Source organism: Desulfurivibrio dismutans, from assembly GCF_029210385.1.
GTDB lineage: Bacteria > Desulfobacterota > Desulfobulbia > Desulfobulbales > Desulfurivibrionaceae > Desulfurivibrio > Desulfurivibrio dismutans.
Genome location: NZ_JARGDQ010000004.1, coordinates 130560 through 156250, shown reverse-complemented (window position 1 = coordinate 156250; position 25691 = coordinate 130560). Strand labels below are relative to the sequence as shown.

The following is a 25691-nucleotide window of genomic DNA, read 5'->3' as shown; positions in this document are numbered from 1 at the left end:
CCAGCAGCACCCCATTTTGCGGCGATCGGCCCGGCTTGCGTACCTGAGTACGCGGCGCCGGGCCGCTTGCCGCAACCTGGGGCACGGCTGTTCAGTTACTCCTCGACCAACTGCAGGTTGATGATCTTAAGAGAACAAACTTAGCGGAGGGTATCATGACCGAAAAACGCAAACCCAAGAAACTGTTGTGGCCGGTGGTTTTGCTGGTGCTGCTGGGGGGCTGGGCGGTGGGCGAATTTTACCGGCTGCCTCCGGTGCAGACCGTGCGGGCGGCCTTTGCCGCCACCCAGATCGAGGTGTCGGCCATCTGGTACGCCGATTTGGATGTTTACCGGGAGATCAAGGGCAAGGAGAATCAGTTGCGCTGATCGGCGGCGGGAAAAAACTGCTGCATGTCGGCCACCCGCAGCTTCAGACTCTCTCTTTCCATCCGTTCCACCACCGCCCTGGCCTCCTCGCCGCCCGCCTCAGCTTCGGACATGGTGGCCAACAGGGTTTGGTTCAGGTCAGCTTCCAACTGTTGCAGGGCTTCCACAAAGTCCTGAAACTTGCGCCGCTCTCCATAGACTTCCTGCAACATCCCGGCATAACTCACCGCCGGGCTGGCCAACAGGCGCCGGTAATGGGCCAGCAACAGGCGCAGTTCATCTTCCTGCTGGCGACGCACTTGCGCCATGGCGGGCTTATCCAGTTCCGGGTCCGCCGGCGGCACGATCTCGGCTTCGGTTTTGCGCCTTCCCTGGCGAATTTCCTCCGCCGCCAACTCCAGGGCATGCAATTTGGAACGGATAAACCCCTGGCTGAAGCCGGGCAGGTTCTCCTTGTAGCGTTTCAACTCGCTGAAGTGATAAATAAACAAAAAAGGCACCAGGAAAAGCCAGATATTCAGTTTTGGTTTATGGACTACCCGGGTGCCCAGTCGATGGGCAAACCACGCTTCATATTCCCGAATCAGTTCCAGCCGCCGCTGCAGTTCCTGCTCTTCCATTACCTTACTCCTCAAAGTATTTCCGGGGTAAAAGCCAGTACCTCATCAATCCGCTCCCGGCCCAGCATAATCATCACCAGGCGATCAACGCCCAGGGCGATGCCGGCGGCTTCCGGCATGGCGTTAAGCTCCGCCAGGAAGGGCTCGGGCATGGGCGGCGGTTTGTGGCCGGCGGCCCGGATCTGACGGCGGTCGGCCTGAAAGCGGCGACGCTGTTCCACCGGGTCGATCAATTCGGAAAAGCCGTTGGCCAGTTCCAAACCGGCCACGTAAAGCTCGAACCGCTCGGCCAGCTCCGGCCGCCCGGGCTTGCGCCGGGCCAGGGCGGCCAGCGGCGCCGGGTAGTCGTAAAGGAAAGTGGGCCGGGTAAAGCCCAGGTGCGGCTCGATTTTCTCCACCAGCAACTGGTCGAACAACTCAAGCCGCACGGCCTCGTCGGCTTCCAGGTCGGTGTAACGGCGAAAGGCCTCGGCCACGGAAAGCCTCTCCCAAGGTAAGGCCAGGGATATTTGGCGACCGGGCTTACCCGGCACCGGCAAGGTCACCGGCACCGCCACGGCCGGCCGGCCCGCCGGCTCGGTAGCGCCCAGCAAATCGGTAACTCCCGCCCCCCCAGCAGCATCATCGGCCAAAGCAACGACCTTCGGCCTGCTGGCCAAACCCCGGGCCTGGTCGTCGCCGGCGGCCGCCAAAGCCAGCTCGGTGGCCACCGCGCTCAAGAGCTGCTCACTGTCGTCCATCAGGGCCAAGTAATCGGCCCCGGCCCGGTACCACTCCAGCATGGTGAACTCGGGCACATGGCGCCGGCCGCGCTCGGCCCGGCGGAAGCATTTGCAAAGCTGGTAGATCCTGGCATGGCCCCGGGCCAGCAGCCGCTTCATGCAAAGTTCCGGCGAGGTCTGGAGAAACCAGCGGCCGGCGGGCTGGGGCAGCAGATGGGGTTCCGGGGCCGGGGCCGGAATCCGCAACGGCGTTTCCACTTCCAGAAACCCCCGCTGGTCAAAGAAGCGGCGCACCGCCTGGATAACCCGGGCCCGGCCCCACAGATCGGGCATCTTTCGCCCTTTATTCCTTGACCCGGGTGACGTACTGGCCGGTGCGGGTGTCGATCTGGATCTTCTCGCCCTCGTTGACGAAAGGCGGTACCTGCAGCACGTAACCGGTTTCCACCGTCACCGGCTTAGAATCGCTGCCGCTGGTGTCCCCCTTGACCCAGGGGTCGGCCCGGGTCACCGTCAGGTTGACGAAGTTGGGCATGGTCACCCCGATGGCCCGCTCCTTGAACAGCAGCACGTCGACCTCCATGTTGTCGATGAGGAAGTTGACGTCATCGCCCAGCAGGTCTTTTTGGATGGTGAGCTGCTCAAAGCTCTTGTTGTCCATGAAGTTGTACTCCTCGCCCTGGGCGTAGAGAAACTGCATGGTCCGCTCTTCCAGGGCGGCGGGCTCGAACTTGTCGTTGGAGCGGTAGGTGCGATCGAAGGCGTTGCCGGTGATCATGTTGCGCAGCCGGCAGCGATAGAGGGCCTGGCCCTTGCCGGGCTTGGAAAATTCAAAATCGGTGATGATATAGGGCTCACCGTCGATCTGGATCTTAAGCCCCTTGCGCAGGTCGGAAGTGGTGTACATGAACTGTGTTCTCCATTTTGCGTAAACGTTCAGCCGCACCCCACCTTCGGGCGATCAGCCAAGCTTACGTACACGGGGTACGCGGCGCTTGGCTGCTTGCCCGAATCTGGGGCACGGCTGAACGTTTACAGCCTGTTAAATCAGTAGGTTAGCGCCCCTGGTGAACGGTCGCCATTTTGCGTAAACGTTCAGAAAACCGGGGCGTCCCGGCCCGTTTAATCAGACAGGTTATCAACTCTGACAAACGGTTACCCTCAGCCAAACGGCTCAGGTTCGCAAACCGCTCAAAAAACGTTCTTGATTAACTGAAAATGCCGACGGCGGCAAGAAAAATCGTAACCGTTCAACTGCCCGTCAGCTGGCATCCGGTTGGCCCAGGCTCTTGCTGACCATTTCGTAGACATCGCGGGAGAGCTTGGGGGCGGCGGCTATTTTGCTCAGCTCGGCGCGCATCAGTGCCTGGCGGGCCGGGTCGTAGCGCCGCCAACGGCTGAAACGGGCCGCCAGCCGGGCGGCAACCTGGGGATTGAGTGGATCAAGAGCCAGAATCTGTTCGGTCAGGAAACGGTACCCGGCGCCGTCGGCCCGGTGGAAGGCCGGCGCATTGCCGGCGGCAAAGGCCCCGATCAGGGCCCGCACCCGGTTGGGATTGGCCAGGCGAAAGGCCGGATGATCCATTAGCGCCTTCACCTGCTCCAGGGTCACCGGAGCCGGGGCGGTGGCCTGAACACTGAACCACTTGTCCAGCACCAAGTGATCATGCCGCCAGCGGGCGGCAAATTCCGCCAGCACCTCCCGGGCGGCGGCAGTGGCTGAAGCAGAATCATCGCGGCCCGTAACATCGCCGCTGGGAGCATCATTGCCCGGATCATTAACGGCCCGAGTTTCTGAGACTGCGACCTGGGCCACCGGCCCGGCGCCGGTCACCGGCCGGCCGGCAATTATCGGGTTTTGCGCCAGGGCCGCGGCATGGACCAGGCCCCGCATGGCGGCCAGGGTGTCGGTCATGTTGTCGGCTTGAATGAACTGGCTCCGGGCCAGGGCGACCACTTCGGCTTCATCCAGGGCCAGCAGAAAGGAGAGGGCCAGATTTTGCAGGCGCCGGCAGCCGGCCTGGCGGGGATTGTACAGGGAGCCGCCGTCTTTGGCCCCGGTCGCAAGGGCTGCGGCCTCCTCCCGGCTATGGTGATAAAGCTCCATCCACTCCGACCGCAGGGCGACGGCCAGCTCCCGGCGCACCAACTCGCGGGCGGCATGCAGCGCCTCGACATCGATTTGTGCCATCTGCTCGGCCAGGTAATCCTCGGCCGGCAGGGCCGGCAGTTGGGCGGCCAGGGATTTATCCTCCAGGGCCGGCAGCCGGGCCAACAGTTGCCGGTAGGTGTCGACAAAGGCCGCCGGCAGCGACTGCTCTTCCCCGGCCCGCCACTTACGGGCCAGCTCCAGGATCAGGCCGCCGCTTAACCGCTGACCTGCCTCCCAGCGACAGAAGGGGTCGGAGTCATGGGCCAGCAGCAGGCGCAACTGCTCCTCACGGTAGTCATACGCCAGTCGCACCGGGGCCGAAAAACCGCGCAGCAACGAGGGGACCGGCCGGGCGGCCAGACCGTCGAAGACGAATTCCCGCTCATGATCGACCAGTTCCAGCAAACCGGCGGCCACCTCCCCGCCCGCCGGTTCCAGCAGCCCGAAGGCCACGGGGATCAACAACGGTGCCGCCGCCGGCCGGTATTGGTCATGGCCGGCCGGCGCGGAGGCCCCTGCCAAAGATGTTGGCTTTGGCACCGGGGTGGGGGGCGCAAAACCCGGTAGCGACTCATTCTCGGCCGGCATCCTGCCGGCCTCCGAGGCGCCAGCGGCCTCCTGCGCGTCCATGCGCCCGGCCGCCGGCGAACCCGTCGCTACCGGGTTTTGCGCCCCCCGTCCAAGTGCGACTTCGACGGGGTTTGCGGCCCCCACCCCGTTGCCATAACCAATACCCTGGCCTTTGCCGGAGATCGGCGCACCGGCCTGCTGGCTTAGCCGCAGCCGGTAACGGCCGCCGACCGGATCGTAATCATCGGTAACCTGGAGCACCGGCGTTCCAGCCCGAGCGTACCAGCGGGCAAAACCGGCCAGGTCGCGGCCGCCGGCCTCGGCCATGGCGGCCAAAAAATCCTCGATGGTGGCCGCCCCGCCGTCGTGGCGCGTAAGATAAAGGCGCAGACCGACCCGGAATTTTTCCGGCCCCAGCAGGGTGTGGAGCATCCGCACCAGCTCGGCGCCCTTTTCATAGACGGTGAGGGTATAAAAGTTGTTGATCTCAAGGTACGATTCCGGCCGCACCGGATGGGCCAGCGGCCCGGCATCTTCGGCGAACTGATGCTCCCGCAGCAGCCGCACGTCGTTGATCCGCTTGACCCCCGGCGAGTGCAGGTGCTGGCTGAAGAGCTGGTCCCGGAAGACGGTGAGCCCTTCCTTGAGGCTCAACTGAAACCAGTCCCGGCAGGTGACCCGGTTGCCGGTCCAGTTATGGAAATATTCGTGGGCGATCACCGCCTCGATGTTTTCAAAATCGTCGTCGGTGGCGCTTTCCGGCCGGGCCAGGACATAGCGGGCGTTGAAGATGTTGAGCCCCTTGTTTTCCATGGCCCCCATGGTGAAGTCGTCCACCGCCACAATCAGGTAGTGGTCAAGATCATATTCCAGGCCGAAGGTCTCCTCGTCCCAGCGCATGGCCTTTTGCAGCGCCGCCATGGCATGCTTGCACTGTTCCCGGTTGTGGGCCTCCACATAAATGGCCAGGGCCACCTCCCGGCCCGAGGCGGTGGTGAAGTGGTCGTGAATACCCACCAGATCGCCGGCCACCAAAGCAAAAAGGTAGGAGGGCTTGGGAAAGGGATCTTTGAAGGAGGCCCAGTGGCGACCGTTCGGCCATTCACCTTGGCCGGCGGGGTTGCCCCCGGCCAGCAGCACCGGGCACTGTTGCTTATCGGCGCTGATGGTCACCGTGAAGGGGGCCGAGACATCGGGCCGGTCGGGGTACCAGGTGATGCGGCGGAAGCCCTCCGGCTCGCATTGGGTGCAGAACATCGGCCCGGAACGGTACAGGCCCTCCAGGGCGGTGTTGGCGGCGGGATAGATGCGGCTTACCGTTTCCAGGGTGCACTGTTCCGGGGGAGCGAGGATCAGCAACCGTCCCCGGTTGTCATCTGTCCCCCCGGCGGCGGCCCCGGGGTCAGCTGTTGGGGCGGAACCCTCTTCTACCCCGACAACGGAAGCGCGTCCGGTTAAATCACGATTGCCGTCTCCCTGCACCAGATACCGCTCTGGCGGCAACTCGGCGCCGTCCAGCCGCAACTCCAGCAGTTCCAACTCTTCACCCTCCAGCGCCAGGTTGGCCTCACCGGACGCCGCCGCCGGATTTCGGCGCAAGCGCAATGATGCACGCACCAAGGCATGATCGTCATAAAGATCAACTTGCAGCTTGATCTCATCAACCAGAAAAAAGGGCGGCCGGTACTCGGCAAGCAGTACCGGCCGGGGCCGTTCACTATCGGTAGACACAGGCAACTCCTGAAATAAATATTTATTGCTTCGGCCATTGCCGGCTATCGTTTATCGACCGCCACCACCACCGGTATCCGGATCTTATCACCGGGGCGCAGGCGGTCAAGGACCAGGTCGGGGTTGTACTTGCGGATCAGCCATAAAGGCAGTTCAAACTCGTCGCGACCCAGCACCCAGATGTTGTCGCCGGCCTGGATCAGGTAGGGCTCCACTCCTTCCACCCGGTACGCGGCATAAAAATCCTCTTCCAGGCTCTTGTGGTATTCGTAACGATGTTCTTCGAAAACCGCCTGCCCAACTCCCCGGTCCAGCGGAATCATCAACCGCTGATCAAGCCGAATGGGCCGGCCGAAGGGGAAACCGTTGAGCCGCCGTAACTCCTGGGTGGGAATCCCCAGCCAGTCGGCGTAATGCCCCAGGGTCTCTTCCACCTCCACCCGAATGTAACCGATCCGGCGGCCATCAGTGGTTTGCCGTACCTCTTCCACCGACAGGTTTCCCCAGACCACCGCCGGGTTGACCGCCCCGGGATCGGGCTCACCGGCCCCGGCCACCGCCAGGGTCATGGCCGGTAGCCGGGAACCGTCCCCAGACAGCGACAGGGCCAGTCGGCTGCCCAGCAGGTCGGCAGAAGCATCCGCCACCACTTTTTCACCACCGGCGACCGGGCTGGTCTTAATCGCCAGTTCAGCCGTGGCCAGGCTCCAGCCGTTCTCCCGAGCGGAGGCCAAAAGAACCCCTAAACCGGCCACATCTTCCTGGTCCGGTCTGATCTCGACCGGCTGGTGATCTTCGTCGGCCGGCGCCGCCATGGTTTCCGCCAGAATAAAGTCCACCCCGGCCAAACTCTCGGCCGAGGCTGCCGCCATCACGGTTTCCGCCCCCGCAGAAGCCGACGGAGCCGCAGGTTCCGCAGGAGCGGCCGGCGCCGCAGTGGTCACATTTTCACCCGGCGGCCTCTTGCCGCCTCCGGCGCCGGAAGCGGCAGCCAGCACCACCGCCGGTTCATCCACTCCGGGAATACGCAGATTTTGCCCGGCATAAATGGTGGCCCGGGAGTTGAGCTGATTGGCGGCCATCAAGGCACTGAGACTGACCCCATGACGGCGGGCAATCTCCCAGGCGGTATCCCCCCGGCGCACGGTGTAAAAAGCGCTGCGCCGCTGGTGCTCCCGGAGCATGGCCTCCGGCAGGGCTGCGGCCAATCGAACGGTGGACTGGGTCGCCGGCACCCGCAAATGGTAGCCTTTGGGTACATATTTTTCACCGCGCAGCACCGGTTCCCGCAGCCCCTGGTTGTACCGGTGCAGGGTCGTCAAGTCCAACCCCAGATGAACGGCCAGTTCCGCCAGGGACGCATAACCGCCTAACACAATTTCATGGCTGCGCCGCTCCGGCTCAAGTTCCAAAAGACCGAAGTAACGCTCGGCATTCTTGGCCACCTCCCGGGCGGCCAGAAACTCGGAATAGAAGTTGCGGGAGGCAAAGCCGAAGCGGTTGCCGGTATAATGCAGAATGATGGCCGGGTAATCACCGTGCCGGCTACGGGCCCGGATCATGCCGGTGGCTCCGTGGTTATATGCCGTGATGGCCAAGGGCCAGTTCCCCAGCCGCTGGTAATTTTCCTGCAGCAATTGAGCGGCGGCATGGGTGGACCGAATGGGATCTCGGCGTTCATCCAGCACATAGTCGATGGTCATGTACTGACGCCCGGTGGCCCGCATGAACTGCCAGATCCCCGCCGCCCCCAGGCGGCTGTAAGCTTCGTAATTGAAAGAAGATTCGACGTGGGGCAGATAGGCCAGATCTTCCGGCAGCCCGTACTGGCGCAGAATCTCCTTGATCTGTTCCAGATAGGCCCCGGAGCGGATCACTCCCTTCTGAAAACGATCCTTCAGGCCGCGCTGAAAACGGATATGCCCGGCCGCCTGACGTAGCCGCTCCGGGGTAGCCCGGTCGCCGAACAAATCAAGCACCCGCTCTTCCCTGGCATTACGTGGTTTGTGGCCGGCCGCCAGATGGAGCAGAATGCCCCGGTATTCTTCCCGGGCGGCGTTAATTTTGTTGCGAGTCCGCCGGCGAGCGGCGTTATCCCAGGTGTTCTCCACTTCCAATACGGTATAGACCAAATCGAGATCATAGCGATCGTGGAGCAACCCCTGAGTGGAATAATAGCGCCCGTAAATGTCCTTCCAAAAGGCGACTTTGGGTTTAATTTCCTCGTAAACAGGAAAAATTTCGGCCCGGCTTACGGAAGGGCAAGTCACAAAAAACAACAGGCCGAACACCGCCATCACCCCGGCAATCGTTCGACAAGAACTCAAGGTATGGGCAAACCTTACAATACTCATATAAAACACCTGTAAACAGCCACCGAGCCCGGTCACTGAACAGCAACAGTCATTAAGATAATCACACCGCCGACAACTACTGGCCACTGACGCAACTGTCGCGCCGCTCAATCAGGTAATTGCTGCCCGCCAACCGTTTTACGTAATGCTTCAACTGGGAGGCGGCGACGGCCACCTCGCCGGAGTGGCGATAACGTCCATTTCCGGTGGTCACTACGGCAATGGAAATGCTGAGCAACGGGAACCGGGTTTCCTGGTCCCGGCGATCCCGGCCGATAAAAGCACCGGCGGCGATGTCCTCGGCGTTGAGAAAGAGGTTGCGGACCATGTTGAAATTATCGATGATCTGCCGACAAACCTCCTCGGCCTTTTCCGCTGTGACGATGAACACATAATCATCGCCGCCGACATGGCCGATAAAGCTGCCTTCGCGGGCCTTTTCCTCGATGACGTTGACAATGATCCGGGCCACCATCAGGATCACCTCATCACCGCGGGAGAAACCATACCGGTCGTTGTAGGGCTTAAAATTGTCGATATCGACATAACAGACCGCATAATCGCCACCTTCCGCCAGCACCCGACGAATGGCCCGCAAAATAGAGGTGTTGCCGGGCAGGCGGCTTAAGGGATTGTTATCGAACACCCTGAGCATCCGAGCCTCGGCCAGTTGCAGCCGGGCCAGCATCAACGACGGTATCAGCGGCAGGGTGATGATGTCATCCACCGGGTAAACATCCCAGTCCAGTTCCGCTTCCAGTTCCTCCAGTTCCAGGACCAGCAGGATGGGGATATTACCCTTCTGCAAACATCCGGAAACGGCCTTGATCAACCGGCGGTCACCATCTCCGGCAAAACCTTTTTCCACCACCAGCAAATCCGGCGGATCTTCCAGCACCAGCCCCACCGCATCCTGCAGACGTTCACAGACTTTCAGCTGATATCCTTTGGCCTCCAGCAGGGTCCGGGCCTGGGGAGCCAGGAAGCCAGGCGAACCAACCATCAGCAAACGCGACATGCTCATCCTTTGGTTCCCTGCGCCATGCTTTGGGCCTCGGCCTTGATATCCAGGCTGAACCCCTTCACATCCCACAACTTCTCTTCCACCTCAGCCAGGATCTCGTCGATATCCACCGGCTTGAGGCGCAACAGCTCCCAGGCCTTGGGATCCAGGGTCGGCACCCATATATCCCGCCCATGCCCGTAACCCATACCCCGAATAACAATATCCGAGAAATGGACAATGGCAGCGGCCAAAGGTTCGGCTTTGGCCTGGCCAGGATCATGATGACAGCTGATGGGCTCCACCAGCTTGGCCGGCAGATTCCAGGTCTTGGCCAGCCAGCCGCCGACCTCGGCATGATCCAGCCCCAGCAACTCGCGCTCGGCCTCGAAACGGTTAATCTGGCGGGAGACCACCAAAGCGGAGAGTTCCTCGCTTTCCTTGGGCAGTTCCATTTTGATGGCCACTTTGCCCAGGTCATGGATCAACCCGGCGGTGCTGACCTCTTCCGGGTCACTGACCCCCAGCCGCTTAGCCAGTACGCTGCAGACCACCGCGCACCCCAGAGAATGCTCCCACAACTCCATGTCCTGGTCTTCCATCAGCTCAAAGATGGAGGCGCTGATAATCAGACTCTTGATAACATTGAAGCCCAGCAAAACAATGGCGCTGCTTAACGAACTGATCCGCTGGGGAAATCCGTAAAAGGCCGAGTTGACCAGTTTAAGCAGTTTGGCCGCCAGAATATGATCCTTGCTGATGGTCCGCCCCATCTGCTCGGTGGTGGTGTCCGGATCATCGGCCATCTTGGTGAGTTTGCTGATGATCCCAGGTAAGGTGGGCAGGTTTTTCACCTCCCGCAGCGCCTTGCGGATCGCCTCCCTTTTTTGATCCTGTTCCGGACTCATGCGCCATCTCCCTGGCCGGCCGGCGGGGCCGCCGGTCGCCGCGCCGCTATCAGCCGTTCCTGAATCCGTTTTTTCAGATACATCAACGGTTTGATGTGCCGCACCCGGCTAAACCGTTCCTCCACATCCATCACTTCTTCCTTGAGGGTTCTGGCCCCCTCCACCACCACCGGATGGCCCTCCACCGTGATGTGGGTGATATCCATCCGCTTGAAACGATCGATCATGGCCGCCGTCAGGGTGGTACCCCTACCACAGAGTACCCGGTTATCCCCGGTTTCCACATCCTTGGCCAGCACCATGCCTTCGGTCGCTTGTACCGTCGCTATCTGCTGCACTTAATTGTCTCCCGATGTTCCAACGATCGCCAACTGCAAAAATTTGATGGCCTCGCAAAAACTCACCAAACGTGTTGCTCGGCAGCGCCGCAACAATGAGTTGCAGTGCGTGCCCATTAGGCGGCGCGGCACCGGCAACGCCGACAAATTTACCGCCCTTACGTTGACATATTGCCCCGGCGGCATTAGAGTGTTGAGCGCCGAAGGGGCACAACTTTGATGGCCTCGCAAAAACCCGCCAAACTGGTTGGCCGATAACGCGAAAACAGTCAGTTACCAAGCGAGCCCAGTCGGTGGCGCCGCTTTTTACGACGCCGACAATTTTCGGCTTTACCTGTATTTCCCGAAACCAACCAATGTAACTACTTAACTGATTTTTTTGTCGTGGTCATCCTGAAATTGTCGGCCTGGCCCAACCCGTGCCCGGTCCGAGAACCGGATAACCGCAGATTGCAAGGCCTTCTCGGCCGGTATAAGCCAGCCACCCGCACAGCTTATCGGCAGGATGCACCAAAGACAAAAAAATCGCAACCGCTGAGGAATTGCTGTCATGCCGATCTATGAGTACGAATGTCAGTCCTGTCAAAAAATCACCGAAACCAGGCAAAGCATCAGCGATGCCCCACTGACCACCTGCGAAAGCTGCGGCGGAGTGTTAAGCAAAATCATTTCCCAGAGCAGCTTCCAGCTCAAAGGCGGAGGATGGTACGCCGACGGTTATTCCAACAGCAACGGCAAAGGTAAAAGTTGTGCCGCCGCCGGCGACTGCGCGGCGGCTTCTTCCCCCTCGACCTCAAAGGCCCCGACCTCAACCCCGGCCTGCGGCGCCACCTGCGGCTGCTGAGGTTACCCGGCCTATTTTTTAATGATGGCCATGGCGTCGCCGTAGCTGAAGAAACGGTAACGCGCGGCTACGGCGTGCCGGTAGGCCCGGAGAATGTTTTCCCGGCCGGCCAGGGCGCTGACCAAAAACAGCAGGGATGAGCGGGGCAGGTGGAAGTTGGTGAGCAGGTTATCCACCACTTTGAAAGAGTAGCCCGGGTAGATGTAAAGACGGCAACTGCCGCTGCCCGGGGTTACCCGGCCATCTTCAGCGGCGGCGGCTTCCAGGGTCCGCACCGAGGTGGTACCCACCGCCCAGATCCGGCCGCCGGCGGCCTTGGCCTGATTGATCAATTCGGCGCTTTCCTCACTGATCAAATAATCCTCGGCATGGATCTCATGTCGGCGGATATCCTGGCTGCGCACCGGGGCAAAGGTGCCGTAACCCACATGCAGAGTGATGCGGGCCAGCCCTACCCCCTTTGCCTTGATTTTTGCCAGTAATTCCTCGGTGAAGTGCAGCCCGGCGGTGGGCGCGGCCACCGCCCCGGGGGCCTGGGCATAGACCGTCTGATAGCGTCGACGATCCTCTTCGCTGTCGGCCTCCCGCTTGATGTATGGCGGCAGGGGCATGCGGCCGTAGCGGGCCAGGCAGTCATCCAAAGGAGCGGTCAGCTGCAGGCGCACCCGCACCTTGCCCCCCTCTCCCTTTTCCTCCACCAGCACCCGGCAGTCATCGCCAAACAACAACCAGGTGCCTGGCCTGGCCCCTTTGGAGCTTTTCAACAACCCCCAGGCCACGGCCTCGCTTTCCTTTCCTCCCACCCCATGACACACGGGATACTCCAACAGCAACAACTCCACTCGGCCGCCGCTTTCCTTGTGCCCCAGCAAACGGGCGGGAAAAACCCGGGTATCGTTAAAAACCAGCAGATCACCGGGGGAAAGCAAATCGAACAGATCGGGAAAACGCCGGTCGGCCAAGACAAAACCATTCCCGCCGTCGCAGACCAAGAGGCGGGAGGCATCGCGCTGCGGGGCCGGCTGCTGGGCAATCAGCTCCGTCGGCAGGTGGTAGTCGTAATCATCCAATGAAAAAGCGGCCAAGACGGGTTCCCCAAGCTAGAAAAAATTTGTACGCTGAGCCAGATAGCAAAGAAAAAAGCCCAGCCCCAGGGCCACCAGACCGAAGTTGCGCAAAACCGCCGGCGGCAGCTCCTGCACCTGGGCCAGCCAGCGCTGCATGGACTCGGGGAATGCCGCATAGGGCAATCCTTCAACGATCAAGATCAAACCGACCAGGGTAAGCAACAATTCCATAGGCAGAACTCCGGGCAAACAATGGGATTTCAAGGTAAAATTCACTCAGGCGGCGGCACTATACCCGAAGCACAGGCCGGACGCAATTAATGCCCCAAGTAACTATCCAGCAGCACCCCATCTTGCGGCGATCAGGTCGGCTTGAGTACCTGATGTACGCTACGCCGACCTGCTTACCGCAATATGGGGCACGGCTGAATAGTTATCTGCTGAGTTGAGCTGGATAGTTACTGCCTCAACAAATAAGAACGTGATGTTTATTGACGCTCGAAGGCAGGCCAGGTAGCATCAGGAAAAACTTACACTGAGGTGTTTTGCCATGCATGAACCGGATCAGCACATTATTCAGGGGCGGCTTGCCGATTTTGAAAAACGCTGCCGGGAAAATGGTTTGAAGATGACCCATCAGCGGCTCACCATTTATCGCGAGCTGCTCTCCTCCCGGGACCACCCTGCGGTGGAGACCATTTTTCAGCGGGTGCGCCGGCATATTCCCACCATTTCCATCGATACCGTCTACCGGACTCTGGCTACTCTGGAAGAGGCCGGAATGATCAACCGGGTCGATACCACCGAGGGCCTGGTGCGCTACGAAGCGGATCGCGGGATCCCCCACCATCATCTTATTTGCATGAAATGCCACCAAATCAGAGATTTCATTTGGGACGCGTTTGACACCCTGCCCCGGCCCCCGGAAGTGGACCGCTGGGGGCAGAGCGTGGCCAGAAACGTGGTCATCACCGGCATTTGCCGCCAGTGCTACGAGCAGGCCGAAAAGAAATAATTTACCCGGCCGGTCATTTTTTTTATTGCTTATTCGGAGTATTTCCTAAATAGTATAAAGAAGCAGAAACAACATGACAGATCGTAGACGAAAAAATCTCCCTGATCATTATTAACCCGAATTCAACAAGGAGAACCGCAATGAGCGAACAAGCCAAATGCCCGGTAACGGGCAAGACCGGCAGCGCCACCGTTACCCGTGGTGCCACCAACCGTGACTGGTGGCCCAATCAGCTTAACCTGGGTATCCTTCACCAGCACGCCCCAGCCTCCAACCCCATGGGCCCCGATTTCAAATACGCCGAGGAATTTAACAAGCTCGATTACGAAGCCCTGAAAAAAGACCTGGTCGCCCTGATGACCGACTCCCAAGAGTGGTGGCCGGCCGATTACGGCCATTATGGTGGTCTGTTTATCCGCATGGCCTGGCACAGCGCCGGTACTTATCGGACCGGTGACGGCCGAGGCGGCGGTGGCACCGGCAACCAGCGTTTCGCCCCCATCAACAGCTGGCCGGACAACGCCAACCTGGACAAGGCCCGCCGCCTGCTCTGGCCCATCAAGCAAAAATACGGCAACAAGATATCCTGGGCCGACCTGCTGATTTTAGCCGGCAACTGCGCGCTGGAATCCATGGGCTTCAAGACCCTGGGTTTTGGCGGCGGCCGCGAGGACATCTGGCAGCCGGAAGAGGACATTTACTGGGGGGCGGAGGCCGAATGGCTGGAAGATAAGCGCTACAGCGGCGATCGCCAACTGGAAAACCCCCTGGCCGCGGTACAGATGGGGCTGATCTACGTCAACCCGGAAGGCCCCAATGGCCAGCCCACCGTGCTTGCTTCCGGCCGCGACGTGCGGGAAACCTTCGCCCGCATGGGGATGAACGACGAGGAGACAGTGGCACTCACCGCCGGCGGCCACACTTTCGGTAAATGCCACGGGGCCGGCGATGCCGCCCTGGTGGGGCCGGAGCCCGAGGCTGCCCCCCTCGAAGAGCAGGGCCTGGGCTGGATCAGCAGTTATGGCAGCGGCAAGGGCGACGACACCATCACCAGCGGTATTGAAGGGGCCTGGACCCCCGAGCCCACCAAATGGGACATGGGCTATTTCGACATGCTGTTTGGTTACGACTGGGATCTGGTCAAAAGCCCCGCCGGGGCCTGGCAGTGGACGCCGGTCAACCCCGATGAGAAAAGCCTGGCGCCGGCGGCCCATAATCCCGCTAAAAAAGTCGCCACCATCATGACCACGGCGGACATGTCGTTGCGGATGGACCCCATCTATCGGCCCATCTCTGAGCGCTTTCATAAAAATCCGGAGGAATTTGCCGACTCCTTCGCCAAGGCCTGGTTCAAACTGACCCACCGCGACATGGGCCCCAAGGCCCGCTACCTGGGACCGGAAGTGCCGGCCGAGGATTTCATCTGGCAGGATCCGCTGCCGGCCGTTGATCATCCTTTGATCGACGCCGACGATATCGCCCAACTCAAGGCCAAGGTGCTGGCCTCGGGCCTCAGCGGTTCCGAACTGATCAGCACCGCTTGGGCCTCGGCCGCCACCTTCCGGGGCTCGGACAAGCGGGGCGGGGCCAACGGCGCCCGCCTGCGCCTGGCGCCGCAAAAGGACTGGGAGGTCAACCAGCCCGAACAACTGGCCAAAGTGCTGGCTACCCTGGAAACCATCCAGCAGGAGTTTAACGCTGCCCAGGCCAACGGCAAAAAGGTCTCCCTGGCCGATCTCATGGTCCTGGCTGGCGGCGCGGCGGTGGAAGCGGCGGCCAAGGCCGCCGGCCACGCGGTGGAGGTGCCCTTCACTCCGGGCCGCACTGACGCTTCACAAGAACAGACCGACCTGAAATCATTTGCCGTCATGGAACCCGAGGCTGATGGTTTCCGCAATTATCAGCAACAGACCTACACCATCGCGGCTGAAGAAATGCTGGTGGACCGCGCCCAACTGCTGACCTTGAGCGCCCCGGAGATGACGGTGCTGGTGGGCGGCTTGCGGGTACTGGGCGCCAATTATCGGGATACCAGGCACGGCGTGTTCACCAACCGCCCCGGCACACTGACCAACGATTTCTTCGTTAACCTGCTGGACATGGGCACCGTCTGGCAGCCCACCACGGAAAACCGGGAAATCTTTGAGGGCCACGACCGCCAAAGCGGCGAGCTCAAATGGACCGGTACCCGGGTGGACCTGATCTTCGGCGCCGACTCTCGCCTCCGGGCCCTGGCCGAGGTTTACGCCCAGGATGACGCCAAGGAAAAATTCGTGCACGACTTCGTTGCCACCTGGACCAAGGTGATGAACCTGGATCGCTTCGATCTGGCCTGATTGTACTACCAGTACCCATAACCGAAAGGCCGTAAAGACAAAGCCCCTGCATCAGGATTCGCCTGGACGCAGGGGCTTTTACGATGTAAGCGATCACGGAGAAATCAGTTTTGGCCCGCAGAACCCTTCGCGCCCTGGTGGGCGCCCAATTGGCGGACGACCCCGACCAACATTGCCCACAACCAGCCCGGGCCGACGGACCTTCACCCTACGCCGCCGGGGTCAGCACTCGCTTGGCCAGCTCCTGATCGAGGATGAACAGACCGCCTTCCCTGGCCGCCAGTTGCATCTTCTGCAACACTTCATTGGCGCTGGCCTCCTCCTCCACCTGCTCGGCCACGAACCATTGTAGAAAATTATTGGTGGCGTGATCCTTTTCACTGATCGCCAAATCGACCAATTGGTTAATCAGTCCGGTCACCTTTTGTTCATGGAGCAAAACCTCTTTAAAAACGGCAGTGGGAGACTCCCATTTTTGCGGCGGCGCCTCAATCCCGCTCAACTCTGCCCGCCCTCCCCGCTCATTGATGCAGTCGTAGATTTTGAGCGCATGACTCAGTTCTTCTTGGGCCTGAAGGCGCATCCAGTGCGCACAGCCAGCGAGGTTTATTTCGCTGAAATAGGCAGACATTGAAAGATAAAGGTAAGAAGAGTAAAGTTCGGCATTTACCTGCTGATTAAGTGCGGTCTCGATTTTCCGGCTGAACATTTTTTAACCTCTTTGGTTTTGGAAAAAAATGGTAGCATAAGCCACTATATGGATTGAGCATCCTATTTTGTTTTCTTTTAAAGATCAACCTGTAACCGTGCCTTCTGCAATGGGCAACCGGACACAAAGAGCATTTTCAAAGGGTAAGATCAAAGGCCTCCAGCAGATCTAATGAGCGCTCAAAAAGCGTCGGCAGCGCGGCAAAATCAATCTGCAACAACCGGGCGATCTGCTCCGCTGTTTGCCAGTTTGCCTGTTCATAGGCGATCACCAATCGTAAAACTTGGGCAATCACCCCCTCCCCCCGGTCAAGCAGCGCGTCCACCACAATGGTCCTGACAATAATTATTACCCATAAAACTTTAAAGACAAAAGTATAATTTCACCCGGCCGCCACCATCACGTTAAATAGCCGTATTTCCGCACGGACGGTTTTTTACTTGATTTTATGCCGAACGACGGTTCAAAATGTGGAAATCTGTCGGCGACGGGCTGATTTTTAACTTTAATTTATCTATAGCTGAAAGAAATCAACCAGGGGAAATATGATCGTCCGCAACGCCAACGAATATATGGCCCGACAGGCCGCCGCCATGGAAAGATCGATGCAAGATCAGGATGTGGTGGGCTACTACAAAGGGGAAGCCGCCTTTCTCTCACCCAACAAGATGCAGGTCGGCGATGACCCTGGCCTATAACCTGGCCGGCGTCGAGAAGTTTGCCATGGCCAGCGGCGCCGGGGTAAACGCGATACGAAGCGCCATTCATATCCACCCTTCCCTCTCGGAAGTGGTTCAATGGGGGCTCTAGTCCCGGGCCTCCTGCAGGGCCGCATTCTCACAACGAGGGAGCCGCTGGCTTTACGGGTGCATTTTCCGGGTTTGGTTGTATAATATCGTGGTTATGCAAGCCAGGAAAAATACCAGACAGATCCGAGTGGGACCGGTGCCCATCGGCGGTGGGGCGCCCATTGCCGTGCAGTCCATGACCAACACCGATACCCGGGATGTGGCGGCCACCGTGGCCCAGATCGGGCGGCTGGAGGAGGCCGGCTGCGAGATCATCCGGGTGGCGGTGCTGGACCTGGAGGCGGCGGCGGCCATCAAGGCGATCCGGGAGCAAATCACCATCCCCCTGATCGCCGACATCCACTTTGACCACCGGCTGGCCATTGCCGCCATGGAGCACGGCGCCCAGGGTATTCGCATCAACCCCGGCAACCTTGGCGGCGAGGAGAAGCTGGCCCGGGTGGCCGACGCCGCCAAGGCCCATGGGGTGGCGATCCGGGTGGGGGTCAACGCCGGTTCGCTGGAAAAGGACATCCTGGCCCGCCACGGCCACCCCACCCCCGCCGCCCTGGTGGAAAGCGCCCGGCGCAACGTGGCAAAGCTGGAGAAGCTGGGTTTTGAGGAAATCAAAATTTCCCTGAAATCCTCCGATGCCCTGACCACCGTCGAGGCCTACCGGCAACTGAGCGCGGTCTCCGACTACCCCCTGCACCTGGGGGTCACCGAGGCCGGCGGGCTGATCGCCGGCACCGTCAAGTCCAGCGTCGCCCTGGGGATCTTGCTTTACGAAGGGATCGGCGACACCTTTCGCATTTCTCTAACCCGCGACCCAGTGGAGGAAATCCGGGTGGCCTACGAACTGCTGCGCAGCCTGCACCTGCGCTTCCGCGGCCCGGAGCTGATCTCCTGCCCCACCTGCGGCCGCTGCCAGGTCAACCTGTTTAGCCTGGCCGAGGAGGTTGAGCGTTATATTCAGAAGATCAAGACACCGCTCAAGATCGCCGTCATGGGCTGTGTGGTCAACGGCCCCGGCGAGGCCCGGGAGGCCGACATCGGGGTGGCCGGCGGCCACGGGGTAGGAATTATCTTCAAAAAGGGTAAAATTTTCAAGAAAGTGCCGGAAGCGGAACTGCTGGCGGTTTTTCTGGCTGAGATCGAAAAAATGACCTTGGAACATCAGTAATCGTTCAGCAGCACCGCATCTTCGGGCGATCAGCCGGGCTTACGTACACGGGGTACGCGGCGCCCAGCTGCTTGCCCGAACCTGCGGCACTGCTGAACGATTACGAACATCAACTATGAATAAGGATCACCGACATGCGTTTTTCTCAACTGCTGCTGCCCACCCTCAAGGAAGATCCGGCCGAGGCCGAGGTTATCAGCCATAAACTGATGCTGCGGGGCGGGATGATCCGCAAGCTCACCGCCGGGGTTTACTCCTACCTGCCCCTGGGGCTGGCCGCCATCCGCAAGGTGGAGCAAATTGTCCGCGAGGAGATGAACCGGGCCGGGGCCCAGGAGGTGCTGCTGCCCATGGTCCAGCCCGCCGATTTATGGGAAGAGTCGGGCCGCTGGGAAAAGTACGGCCCGGAGCTGCTGCGTTTCAAGGATCGCCACCAGCGGGAGAGCTGCCTGGGGCCCACCCACGAGGAGGTAATCACCGACCTGGTGCGAAAAAACATCCACTCCTACCGCCAGTTGCCGGTGAACCTGTACCAGATCCAGACCAAGTTCCGCGATGAGATCCGGCCCCGCTTCGGCCTCATGCGGGGCCGGGAGTTTATCATGAAGGACGGCTACAGCTTCGACGTGGACGAGGCCGGAGCCGATGTTACCTACCAGAAAATGCATGACGCCTACCAGCGCATCTTCACCCGCTGCGGCCTGGCCTTCCGGGCGGTGGAGGCCGACACCGGCACCATCGGCGGCAGCTTCTCCCACGAATTTATGGTGCTGGCCGCCACCGGCGAGGATGTGGTGGTAATCTGCCAGCACTGCGATTACGCCGCCAACCTGGAAAAGGCCACCGCCCAAGCGGAAAAGGACAGCCGCAGCGAGGCCCCCAAGGAAGCGGAAAAGATCGCCACCCCGGGCCGCAAAACCGTCAGCGAGGTCTGCGAGTTTCTGCAGATTCCCCATGAAAACCTGGTCAAGACCATGATCTACCTGGCCGACGGCCAGCCGGTGGCCGTCCTGCTGCGCGGCGACCATGAGGTGCAGCCGGTGAAGCTGCAGAATCTGCTGGGCGCCCAGGAGGTGGAACTGGCGGACGACGGCAAGGTGACACAACTGGCCGGCGCGCCGGCGGGCTACCTGGGTCCGGTGGGACTGAAAATCCCCCTGGTGATGGACCAGGCGGTGGCCGGCCTGGTCAACTTCGTCACCGGCGCCAACGAGGCCGACTGCCACCTGGTCAACGTCAACTCCGGCCGCGATTTCACCCCCCAGCATACCGGCGATATCCGCATGGTCAACGAGGACGACCGTTGCCCCCGCTGCGGCGGCAAGCTGGCCTTGACCCGCGGTATTGAGGTGGGGCACATCTTCAAGCTGGGAAAAAACTACAGCAAGGCCCTGAACGCCACCTTCCTGGACGACCAGGGGCAGAGCCGGCATTTTGTCATGGGCTGTTTCGGCATCGGGGTCAGCCGCACGGTGGCGGCGGCCATCGAGCAGAGCCACGACCGGGACGGCATGATCTTTCCGCTGCCCATCGCGCCCTTCCAGGTGATCCTGCTTAACCTTACCCCCAAGGACGCCGAAATCACCGCCGAGGCCGAACGGCTGTACCGTGCGCTGACCGCCGCCGGCATCGAGGTGCTGCTGGATGACCGCGACGAGCGGCCCGGCAGCAAGTTCAAGGACGCCGACCTGATCGGCATTCCCATCCGCCTGATGGTGGGCAAGCGCTTCAAGAACGACGGCCTGCTGGAGCTCCGCACCCGTTCAGACGGCCAGACCAGCGAGGCCACCCCCGCCGCCGCCGAGGCGGTGATCCGGGAGATGGTGGCAGCAGCCGACAAAGCCACAACCAGCGACCATGACTAAAGCCAAGCCGCCGACCTCATCACCACCGCTTGCCGGCATCGACGATATCCTGCGCCAGGCCGCCAACTACATGCCCGACGAGGATCTGGACCCCTTGCGCCGGGCCTACGCCCTGGCTAAACGGGCGCATAACAGTTCGCGCCACCGCTATTCCGGCCGGCCTTACCTGGAGCACGTGCTGGCGGTCACCGAGATCCTCACCGCCATGCGGCTGGATGTCGCCACCCTCACCGCCGGGCTGTTGCACGGGATATTGAAGCAGAAGGAACATCCCGTCAGTCAGGCTAAACTGCGGGAGGAGTACGGTGAGGACGTGGCCGGCATTGTCGCCGGCGCCACCCGAATCACCGCCGTGCAGTTCAACAACCGCCTGGCCTACCAGGCGGAAAACATCCGTAAGATGCTGCTGGCCATGGCCACCGACATCCGAGTCCTGCTGGTCCGCCTGGCCGACCGCCTGCACGACATGCAAACCCTCAACATCAGCGACCAGGAGCATCGCCGGGAGATCGCCCAGGAAACCATGGATCTCTACGCGCCGTTGGCCGGACGCCTGGGGATCGACTGGATCAAGCGGGAGCTGGAGGATCTGGCCTTTGCCCACCTGCAGCCCGAGGATTATCAGTACCTGATGTCCAAGATCCAGACCTCGCTGCCGGACCGCGAAGCTTACGTGGAGCGGATTAAGGGGCTGCTGACCCACCATCTGAGGGAAAGCGGCCTGACAAACTTCCGCATCCTGGGTCGCCCAAAGCACCTCTACAGCATTCACAAGAAGCTGCTGGTGCAAAACATCACCATCGACAAAGTTTACGACAAAGTGGCCTTCCGGATCATCGTCGGCGACGTCAAGGATTGCTACCAGGCCCTGGGAGTCATTCATTCCCTGTGGCCACCCATCGACGGCCGTTTCAAGGATTTCATCAGCCACCCCAAGGCCAACGGCTACCAATCGGTACACACCTCGGTGATCGGTCCCAACGGCGATTTCATGGAGATCCAGATCCGCACCGAGGACATGGACCGCATCGCCGCCGAGGGCATTGCCGCCCACTGGGCCTACAAAGAAGGCCAGGCCGCCAGCCCCCAGGACGTCAAACTTTTTAAGTGGCTCAAGCAACTGGTGGCCATGCTCCAGGAACTGGAAGACCCCAAGGAGCTGCTGGAAACGGTGAAGGGCGAGCTGTATGAGGATGATATCTACGTGCTTACCCCCAACGGCGAGGTCAAGGGCCTTCCCAAAGGCAGCACCCCGCTGGATTTCGCCTACAGCGTGCACACCGAGGTGGGCAACCGCTGCAGCGGCGCCAAGATCAACGGCCAGATCGCCCCTTTGCGCACGCCACTGAAAAACGGCGACGTGGTGGAGATCATTACCTCCCCCCACCAGAAGCCCAGCCGCAACTGGCTGCACATTGTCAAAACCAGCCGGGCCCGCAACCGCATCCGCCAGTGGCTTAACCAGGAGCAACGGGAGCACGACCTGGAAAAGGGCCGGGAGATCTGCGAGCGGGAGTTGCGCAAACACGATATCAGCTTAAAAAAGCTGATCAAGACCGGCCACTTGCAGGAACTGTTGAAAGGCTTATCATGTAATTCCCTGGATGATCTGCTGCGCAAGGTGGGTTCCGGCAAGATCGGCATGACCGCCCTTACTCGCATACTGCAACCGGAAGAACTACGCCGGGATGAAGACACTGAAGAAGCAGAAAGCGCCCTGATGGAACAGGTTCAGCGGCGACAGAGCCGAAAGAGCAGAGGCGGGGGGGAAGCGGTTATCGTGGAAGGAGCCACCGGGATTCCCACCAAGCTGGCCAACTGCTGCCGGCCGGTGCCTGGCGACGAGATAATCGGCTTTATCACCACCGGTCGCGGCATTACGGTGCACAAAAGCAACTGTGCCAATCTGCTGGGAGGGGAAGCGGAGAGAAGGATCGGGGTACGCTGGAGCGGGGCCGGCAAGACCCCTTTCCGGGCTTCAATTCAGGCGGTGGGCGAAAACCGCAAGGGGCTGCTGGCCGCTCTTTCCAGCACCATCAGCAACGACGATGCCAACATCGCCAACCTGGAGGTAAACACCAGCAGCGACCAGGCCCGTTTCAACATGATTCTGGAAGTGGACGGCATCGATCACTTGAACCGCATCCTTCAGCATATCCGACAACTGGCGGGGATCACCGACGCCGACCGCAAATAACTTTTCCAGCCTGACGCGGCTTATTTAGCCACCGCACCGGAACGCAGACAGCGGGTGCAAACGCGGGTGCGGCGGGTGTTACCGCCGGGAACTGCCACCCGAACGCTCTGCAGGTTGGGCAACCAGCGACGACGGGACTTGTTGTGAGCGTGGCTGACGTTGTTGCCTACTTCCGGTTTCTTGCCGCAAACGGAACATACTTTGGACATATCTAAACTCCACAATTTATTATGGGTAATCAGTAATGGCGGACTCGCAAGGAACAAGACCCGGACATATAACCCCTTCGGCCTTTTTTGACAAGTATTTTGTTGGCAACTACCACCATCGTCTTTTCCTGTTGACACAACGCCGATGAATATTGTAAAAACCCTGCCATTAACAACCGTGGTTTCCGACCGGCCAAACCATCAGACTCCGTTTTGATTGCTAACCGGAGCTTAGCTTCCCTTCACAACTTCTAATTGCATCCTACAGGTTCCCATGACTAAAGAACAAAACCAGGTGTGGCGTTTTTTTGCCTCCGTCAAGCTGGCCATTACGGTCATTTTCATCCTTGCCGTCACCTCAATCATTGGCACGCTCATCCAGCAAGGAAAAAACCACGAATTCTATGTTCAGGAATACGGCCCGGAACTGGCCCGGCTCTTCCAGGTGCTGGACTTCACCAACATGTACAATTCCTGGTGGTTCATCACCCTGCTGATCGTCTTTTCCGTCAACATTATTGTGTGCAGCATCGATCGGCTGCCCAACGCCTGGCGGATGGTGGTGCTGGACAATCTCAACACCACCCCCGAACGGCTGCAGAAAATGCCGCTGAAAGCGGAGTTGAGCGTATCGGCTGATTCCCCCGCCGCTGCGGCCGACAAGGTAAGTAACGTACTGGCCCAGGCCGGATGGAAAGCCCAGTCGAGGGACAAGGAAGACGGGGTGATGCTCTTTTCCCAAAAGGGGGCCTGGTCGCGTCTGGGCGCTTATATGGTTCACACCGGCATCCTGGTCATCTTCATCGGCGCCTTGGTGGGGGCGGTTTTCGGCTATAAAGCCAGCATCATGTTCCCCGAGGGGGAAACGGTGGCCCATGTGTTCGACCGGAAAACCAGTGAGCCCATCCCTCTGGGTTTCGAAATGCACCTGGAGAACTTCGATATTAAATACTACCCCATAGGCATGGTGCGGGAGTTTCGCTCGGACGTGGTGATCCGCGATCCTGAGCTTAACGAACCCTTCCGGACCTCAATTCTGGTCAACCATCCCTTTAAACACCGGGGTCTGACCTTTTATCAGTCCAGCTATCAGCCCTTGAGCGAATATCTGATCGAAGTCCGCAACGAGGAAACCGGCCAGCAGAGGGTCTCCATGGCCCGCCCCGGCCGGCAAATCAACTGGCGGGAAGAGGGGCTCACTTTCGGGGTGATGAACACCATGAGCGACCGTGTTGGCCGGGTGCATGAGTACGAAATCTGGTTTTCCGACCAGGAAGCCGAACCTTCGGTCTTTAACATGAGTGATAAGCAGACGGTCACCGTGCAACGGCCGGAGGCCAACTACAGCTTTTACATTCAGCAGCGTTACGCCACCGGCCTGCAGGTGGCCAACGACCCCGGCGTTTGGATTGTCTACGCCGGCTGCGGGCTGATGATTCTGGGGCTTTACGCCTGTTTCATGGTTACCCACCGTCGTGTATGGGCCTACGTAAGGCCAGACGAGAAAGGCGGGTCCAAGTTGCTGCTCTGCGGCGGCAGTAACCGCAACAAGGAAACCTTCGACCAACGTTTTGCCGCCCTGGCCCAGCGTTTGCGCCAGGATCAGGTCATTAACTAAGAACAACGGGCAGGAGCACCGCATCTTTGGACAATCGGCCCGGTTTACGTACCCAGGGTACGCGGCACCGGGCCGCTTGCCCGAACCTGCGGCACTCCTGCACGTTGTTCGCCAGACAAAGTATCCGGTTTTTGGGGTTATCAATTAAGTAATGAGGTAGGACCATGCAAAGCGCGCAACTGCTCAGCATCACCACATTCGTCTATATGGCCGCAGCCTTCCTGTATGTGGCCATCCTGGTTTTCGGCAGTAAGAACAAAACCCTGGGGCTTACCGCCACCCTGGTGACCATGGGCGGCCTGCTGCTAAGCACCATGGGGATTTCCATCCGCTGGTACGAGGCTTACAAGCTGGATTTTGGCTACTACGCGCCTTTCTCCAACATGTACGAATCCCTGGTCTTTTTTGCCTGGTGTATCGCCCTGACCTACCTAGTGCTGGAATACATGTACAAAAACCAGACATTGGGTGCCTTTGCCATGCCTTTCGCCTTTCTGGCCCAGGCTTTCGCCGAATACTGGCCGCAGTGGGACCAGCAGCTCAAGCCGCTGATGCCCGCCCTGCAAAGTAACTGGCTGATCGCCCACGTTATTGCCAGTTTTGTGGGTTACGCCTGCTTTGCCATTGCCTTTGGCATGGCGGTGATGTACCTCACCAAGGCCTGGAATGTGGAAAGAAGCGGCCAGCCCGAAGGGACCGGTGTTTTTGCCTCCCTGCCGCCACTGAAGACCATCGATGAGGTGATTTACAAAACCATCTTTTTCGGCTTTATCTGGTTTACCGTGGGCGGCTTGATCTTCGGCGCCATCTGGGCCAACTCGGCCTGGGGTACCTACTGGAGTTGGGACCCCAAGGAGACCTGGTCGCTGATCACCTGGTTTGTTTATGCCGCCACCCTGCATGTGCGCTATACCCGGGGCTGGAGCGGCAAAAAGATCGCCTGGCTGGCGGTGCTGGGTTTTGTCTCCACCCTGTTCACCTATTATGGCGTCAACTTCCTGCTTTCCGGCCTGCACAGCTACGCGTAAAAGATCCTGAGGTAGAACCGACTTGCCGGGGCGGTGTTTTTCTGATTGACGCTGCCCCGGCACTCG

23 protein-coding genes are annotated in these 25691 nt (G+C 60.1%); 10 read left to right on the top strand and 13 right to left on the bottom strand.

Annotation, left to right across the window (positions count from 1 at the left end):
• Window positions 1-155 precede the first annotated feature (155 nt).
• Complete coding sequence (locus tag P0N66_RS06010; RefSeq protein WP_275803310.1) at window positions 156-368, top strand: hypothetical protein; 213 nt, start codon at window positions 156-158, stop codon at window positions 366-368.
• On the opposite strand, the gene P0N66_RS06005 is transcribed toward P0N66_RS06010, so the two are convergent.
• The 8 genes from P0N66_RS06005 to P0N66_RS05970 form a co-directional block, all read right to left on the bottom strand.
• Complete coding sequence (locus tag P0N66_RS06005) at window positions 356-988, bottom strand: NF038143 family protein (protein ID WP_275803308.1); 633 nt, start codon at window positions 986-988, stop codon at window positions 356-358. The genes P0N66_RS06010 and P0N66_RS06005 overlap by 13 nt on opposite strands.
• Before the next feature lie 11 nt (window positions 989-999).
• Window positions 1000-2043 carry an EF-P lysine aminoacylase EpmA gene (gene epmA / locus P0N66_RS06000; RefSeq protein WP_275803306.1) on the bottom strand — a complete coding sequence of 348 codons (1044 nt, stop codon included), beginning with the start codon at window positions 2041-2043 and terminating at the stop codon, window positions 1000-1002.
• Between the two features lie 10 nt (window positions 2044-2053).
• The gene (gene efp / locus P0N66_RS05995) at window positions 2054-2617 is read right to left on the bottom strand and encodes an elongation factor P (protein WP_275803304.1); all 564 of its coding nucleotides are present in this window, start codon (window positions 2615-2617) and stop codon (window positions 2054-2056) included.
• Window positions 2618-2971: 354 nt separating this feature from the next.
• Window positions 2972-6163: a M1 family metallopeptidase gene (locus tag P0N66_RS05990; protein WP_275803302.1), complete on the bottom strand. Its 3192-nt coding sequence runs from the start codon at window positions 6161-6163 to the stop codon at window positions 2972-2974.
• Window positions 6164-6207: 44 nt separating this feature from the next.
• Window positions 6208-8517, bottom strand: coding sequence for a lytic transglycosylase domain-containing protein (locus tag P0N66_RS05985; protein ID WP_275803300.1), 2310 nt, complete (start codon window positions 8515-8517; stop codon window positions 6208-6210).
• 76 nt (window positions 8518-8593) lie between these two features.
• The gene (locus P0N66_RS05980) at window positions 8594-9541 is read right to left on the bottom strand and encodes a GGDEF domain-containing protein (RefSeq protein WP_275803297.1); all 948 of its coding nucleotides are present in this window, start codon (window positions 9539-9541) and stop codon (window positions 8594-8596) included.
• Window positions 9538-10428, bottom strand: coding sequence for an HDOD domain-containing protein (locus P0N66_RS05975; RefSeq protein ID WP_275803295.1), 891 nt, complete (start codon window positions 10426-10428; stop codon window positions 9538-9540). The genes P0N66_RS05980 and P0N66_RS05975 overlap by 4 nt, the downstream gene beginning before the upstream one ends.
• Window positions 10425-10766 (bottom strand): hypothetical protein, encoded by a 342-nt coding sequence (locus P0N66_RS05970; RefSeq protein ID WP_275803292.1) that lies wholly within the window; start codon window positions 10764-10766, stop codon window positions 10425-10427. Before P0N66_RS05970 ends, P0N66_RS05975 begins: the two co-directional genes overlap by 4 nt.
• Window positions 10767-11316: 550 nt before the next feature.
• On the opposite strand from P0N66_RS05970, the gene P0N66_RS05965 reads away from it, so the two are divergent.
• Entirely contained in the window at window positions 11317-11610 is a 294-nt protein-coding gene (locus P0N66_RS05965; RefSeq protein ID WP_275803290.1) for an FmdB family zinc ribbon protein, read from the top strand.
• 11 nt (window positions 11611-11621) lie between these two features.
• Here the strand turns inward: P0N66_RS05965 and queA are convergent, their stop codons facing one another.
• Together queA and P0N66_RS05955 are read right to left on the bottom strand one after the other, a co-directional pair.
• The gene (queA, locus tag P0N66_RS05960; RefSeq protein WP_275803288.1) at window positions 11622-12695 is read right to left on the bottom strand and encodes a tRNA preQ1(34) S-adenosylmethionine ribosyltransferase-isomerase QueA; all 1074 of its coding nucleotides are present in this window, start codon (window positions 12693-12695) and stop codon (window positions 11622-11624) included.
• Window positions 12696-12710: 15 nt separating this feature from the next.
• The gene (locus tag P0N66_RS05955; RefSeq protein ID WP_275803286.1) at window positions 12711-12908 is read right to left on the bottom strand and encodes a DUF2065 domain-containing protein; all 198 of its coding nucleotides are present in this window, start codon (window positions 12906-12908) and stop codon (window positions 12711-12713) included.
• Window positions 12909-13227: 319 nt separating this feature from the next.
• On the opposite strand from P0N66_RS05955, the gene P0N66_RS05950 reads away from it, so the two are divergent.
• The gene (locus tag P0N66_RS05950; RefSeq protein ID WP_275803284.1) at window positions 13228-13692 is read left to right on the top strand and encodes a Fur family transcriptional regulator; all 465 of its coding nucleotides are present in this window, start codon (window positions 13228-13230) and stop codon (window positions 13690-13692) included.
• A gap of 140 nt (window positions 13693-13832) precedes the next feature.
• Window positions 13833-16028: a catalase/peroxidase HPI gene (katG, locus tag P0N66_RS05945; RefSeq protein WP_275803282.1), complete on the top strand. Its 2196-nt coding sequence runs from the start codon at window positions 13833-13835 to the stop codon at window positions 16026-16028.
• A gap of 208 nt (window positions 16029-16236) precedes the next feature.
• On the opposite strand, the gene P0N66_RS05940 is transcribed toward katG, so the two are convergent.
• Complete coding sequence (locus P0N66_RS05940; RefSeq protein ID WP_275803280.1) at window positions 16237-16737, bottom strand: ferritin; 501 nt, start codon at window positions 16735-16737, stop codon at window positions 16237-16239.
• 136 nt (window positions 16738-16873) lie between these two features.
• Complete coding sequence (locus tag P0N66_RS05935) at window positions 16874-17062, bottom strand: hypothetical protein (protein WP_275803277.1); 189 nt, start codon at window positions 17060-17062, stop codon at window positions 16874-16876.
• Between the two features lie 220 nt (window positions 17063-17282).
• On the opposite strand from P0N66_RS05935, the gene P0N66_RS05930 reads away from it, so the two are divergent.
• The 4 genes from P0N66_RS05930 to P0N66_RS05915 all read left to right on the top strand — a co-directional run bounded on the left by P0N66_RS05930 (window position 17283) and on the right by P0N66_RS05915 (window position 22770).
• On the top strand, window positions 17283-17435 hold the full coding sequence (locus tag P0N66_RS05930; RefSeq protein WP_275803275.1) for a hypothetical protein: 153 nt from the start codon (window positions 17283-17285) through the stop codon (window positions 17433-17435).
• 205 nt (window positions 17436-17640) lie between these two features.
• On the top strand, window positions 17641-18708 hold the full coding sequence (gene ispG, locus P0N66_RS05925; RefSeq protein ID WP_275803619.1) for a flavodoxin-dependent (E)-4-hydroxy-3-methylbut-2-enyl-diphosphate synthase: 1068 nt from the start codon (window positions 17641-17643) through the stop codon (window positions 18706-18708).
• A 134-nt stretch (window positions 18709-18842) separates the two neighbouring features.
• Window positions 18843-20573 (top strand): proline--tRNA ligase, encoded by a 1731-nt coding sequence (locus P0N66_RS05920; protein WP_275803273.1) that lies wholly within the window; start codon window positions 18843-18845, stop codon window positions 20571-20573.
• Window positions 20566-22770, top strand: a complete 2205-nt coding sequence (locus P0N66_RS05915) for a RelA/SpoT family protein (protein WP_275803271.1) — start codon at window positions 20566-20568, stop codon at window positions 22768-22770. The genes P0N66_RS05920 and P0N66_RS05915 overlap by 8 nt, the downstream gene beginning before the upstream one ends.
• A 20-nt stretch (window positions 22771-22790) precedes the next feature.
• Here the strand turns inward: P0N66_RS05915 and rpmB are convergent, their stop codons facing one another.
• A complete protein-coding gene (rpmB, locus tag P0N66_RS05910) occupies window positions 22791-22979 on the bottom strand; it encodes a 50S ribosomal protein L28 (protein ID WP_275803269.1) in 189 nt (62 codons plus the stop codon).
• A gap of 274 nt (window positions 22980-23253) precedes the next feature.
• Here rpmB and resB point away from each other — a divergent pair, with 274 nt between their 5' ends.
• Together resB and ccsB are read left to right on the top strand one after the other, a co-directional pair.
• Window positions 23254-24597 carry a cytochrome c biogenesis protein ResB gene (gene resB, locus P0N66_RS05905; protein WP_275803267.1) on the top strand — a complete coding sequence of 448 codons (1344 nt, stop codon included), beginning with the start codon at window positions 23254-23256 and terminating at the stop codon, window positions 24595-24597.
• Window positions 24598-24761: 164 nt separating this feature from the next.
• Entirely contained in the window at window positions 24762-25625 is an 864-nt protein-coding gene (gene ccsB / locus P0N66_RS05900) for a c-type cytochrome biogenesis protein CcsB (RefSeq protein ID WP_275803265.1), read from the top strand.
• The last annotated feature ends 66 nt before the right edge of the window (window positions 25626-25691 follow it).

What these genes read in the sequence shown, in the direction of transcription:
- P0N66_RS06010 (WP_275803310.1), top strand. Translation starts at nt 156, where the DNA reads ATGACCGAAAAACGCAAACCCAAGAAACTGTTGTGGCCGGTGGTTTTG.
- P0N66_RS06005 (WP_275803308.1), bottom strand. Translation starts at nt 988, where the DNA reads ATGGAAGAGCAGGAACTGCAGCGGCGGCTGGAACTGATTCGGGAATAT.
- epmA (WP_275803306.1), bottom strand. Translation starts at nt 2,043, where the DNA reads ATGCCCGATCTGTGGGGCCGGGCCCGGGTTATCCAGGCGGTGCGCCGC.
- efp (WP_275803304.1), bottom strand. Translation starts at nt 2,617, where the DNA reads ATGTACACCACTTCCGACCTGCGCAAGGGGCTTAAGATCCAGATCGAC.
- P0N66_RS05985 (WP_275803300.1), bottom strand. Translation starts at nt 8,517, where the DNA reads ATGAGTATTGTAAGGTTTGCCCATACCTTGAGTTCTTGTCGAACGATT.
- P0N66_RS05980 (WP_275803297.1), bottom strand. Translation starts at nt 9,541, where the DNA reads ATGAGCATGTCGCGTTTGCTGATGGTTGGTTCGCCTGGCTTCCTGGCT.
- P0N66_RS05975 (WP_275803295.1), bottom strand. Translation starts at nt 10,428, where the DNA reads ATGAGTCCGGAACAGGATCAAAAAAGGGAGGCGATCCGCAAGGCGCTG.
- P0N66_RS05965 (WP_275803290.1), top strand. Translation starts at nt 11,317, where the DNA reads ATGCCGATCTATGAGTACGAATGTCAGTCCTGTCAAAAAATCACCGAA.
- P0N66_RS05955 (WP_275803286.1), bottom strand. Translation starts at nt 12,908, where the DNA reads ATGGAATTGTTGCTTACCCTGGTCGGTTTGATCTTGATCGTTGAAGGA.
- P0N66_RS05950 (WP_275803284.1), top strand. Translation starts at nt 13,228, where the DNA reads ATGCATGAACCGGATCAGCACATTATTCAGGGGCGGCTTGCCGATTTT.
- katG (WP_275803282.1), top strand. Translation starts at nt 13,833, where the DNA reads ATGAGCGAACAAGCCAAATGCCCGGTAACGGGCAAGACCGGCAGCGCC.
- P0N66_RS05940 (WP_275803280.1), bottom strand. Translation starts at nt 16,737, where the DNA reads ATGTTCAGCCGGAAAATCGAGACCGCACTTAATCAGCAGGTAAATGCC.
- P0N66_RS05930 (WP_275803275.1), top strand. Translation starts at nt 17,283, where the DNA reads ATGATCGTCCGCAACGCCAACGAATATATGGCCCGACAGGCCGCCGCC.
- ispG (WP_275803619.1), top strand. Translation starts at nt 17,641, where the DNA reads ATGCAAGCCAGGAAAAATACCAGACAGATCCGAGTGGGACCGGTGCCC.
- P0N66_RS05920 (WP_275803273.1), top strand. Translation starts at nt 18,843, where the DNA reads ATGCGTTTTTCTCAACTGCTGCTGCCCACCCTCAAGGAAGATCCGGCC.
- P0N66_RS05915 (WP_275803271.1), top strand. Translation starts at nt 20,566, where the DNA reads ATGACTAAAGCCAAGCCGCCGACCTCATCACCACCGCTTGCCGGCATC.
- rpmB (WP_275803269.1), bottom strand. Translation starts at nt 22,979, where the DNA reads ATGTCCAAAGTATGTTCCGTTTGCGGCAAGAAACCGGAAGTAGGCAAC.
- resB (WP_275803267.1), top strand. Translation starts at nt 23,254, where the DNA reads ATGACTAAAGAACAAAACCAGGTGTGGCGTTTTTTTGCCTCCGTCAAG.
- ccsB (WP_275803265.1), top strand. Translation starts at nt 24,762, where the DNA reads ATGCAAAGCGCGCAACTGCTCAGCATCACCACATTCGTCTATATGGCC.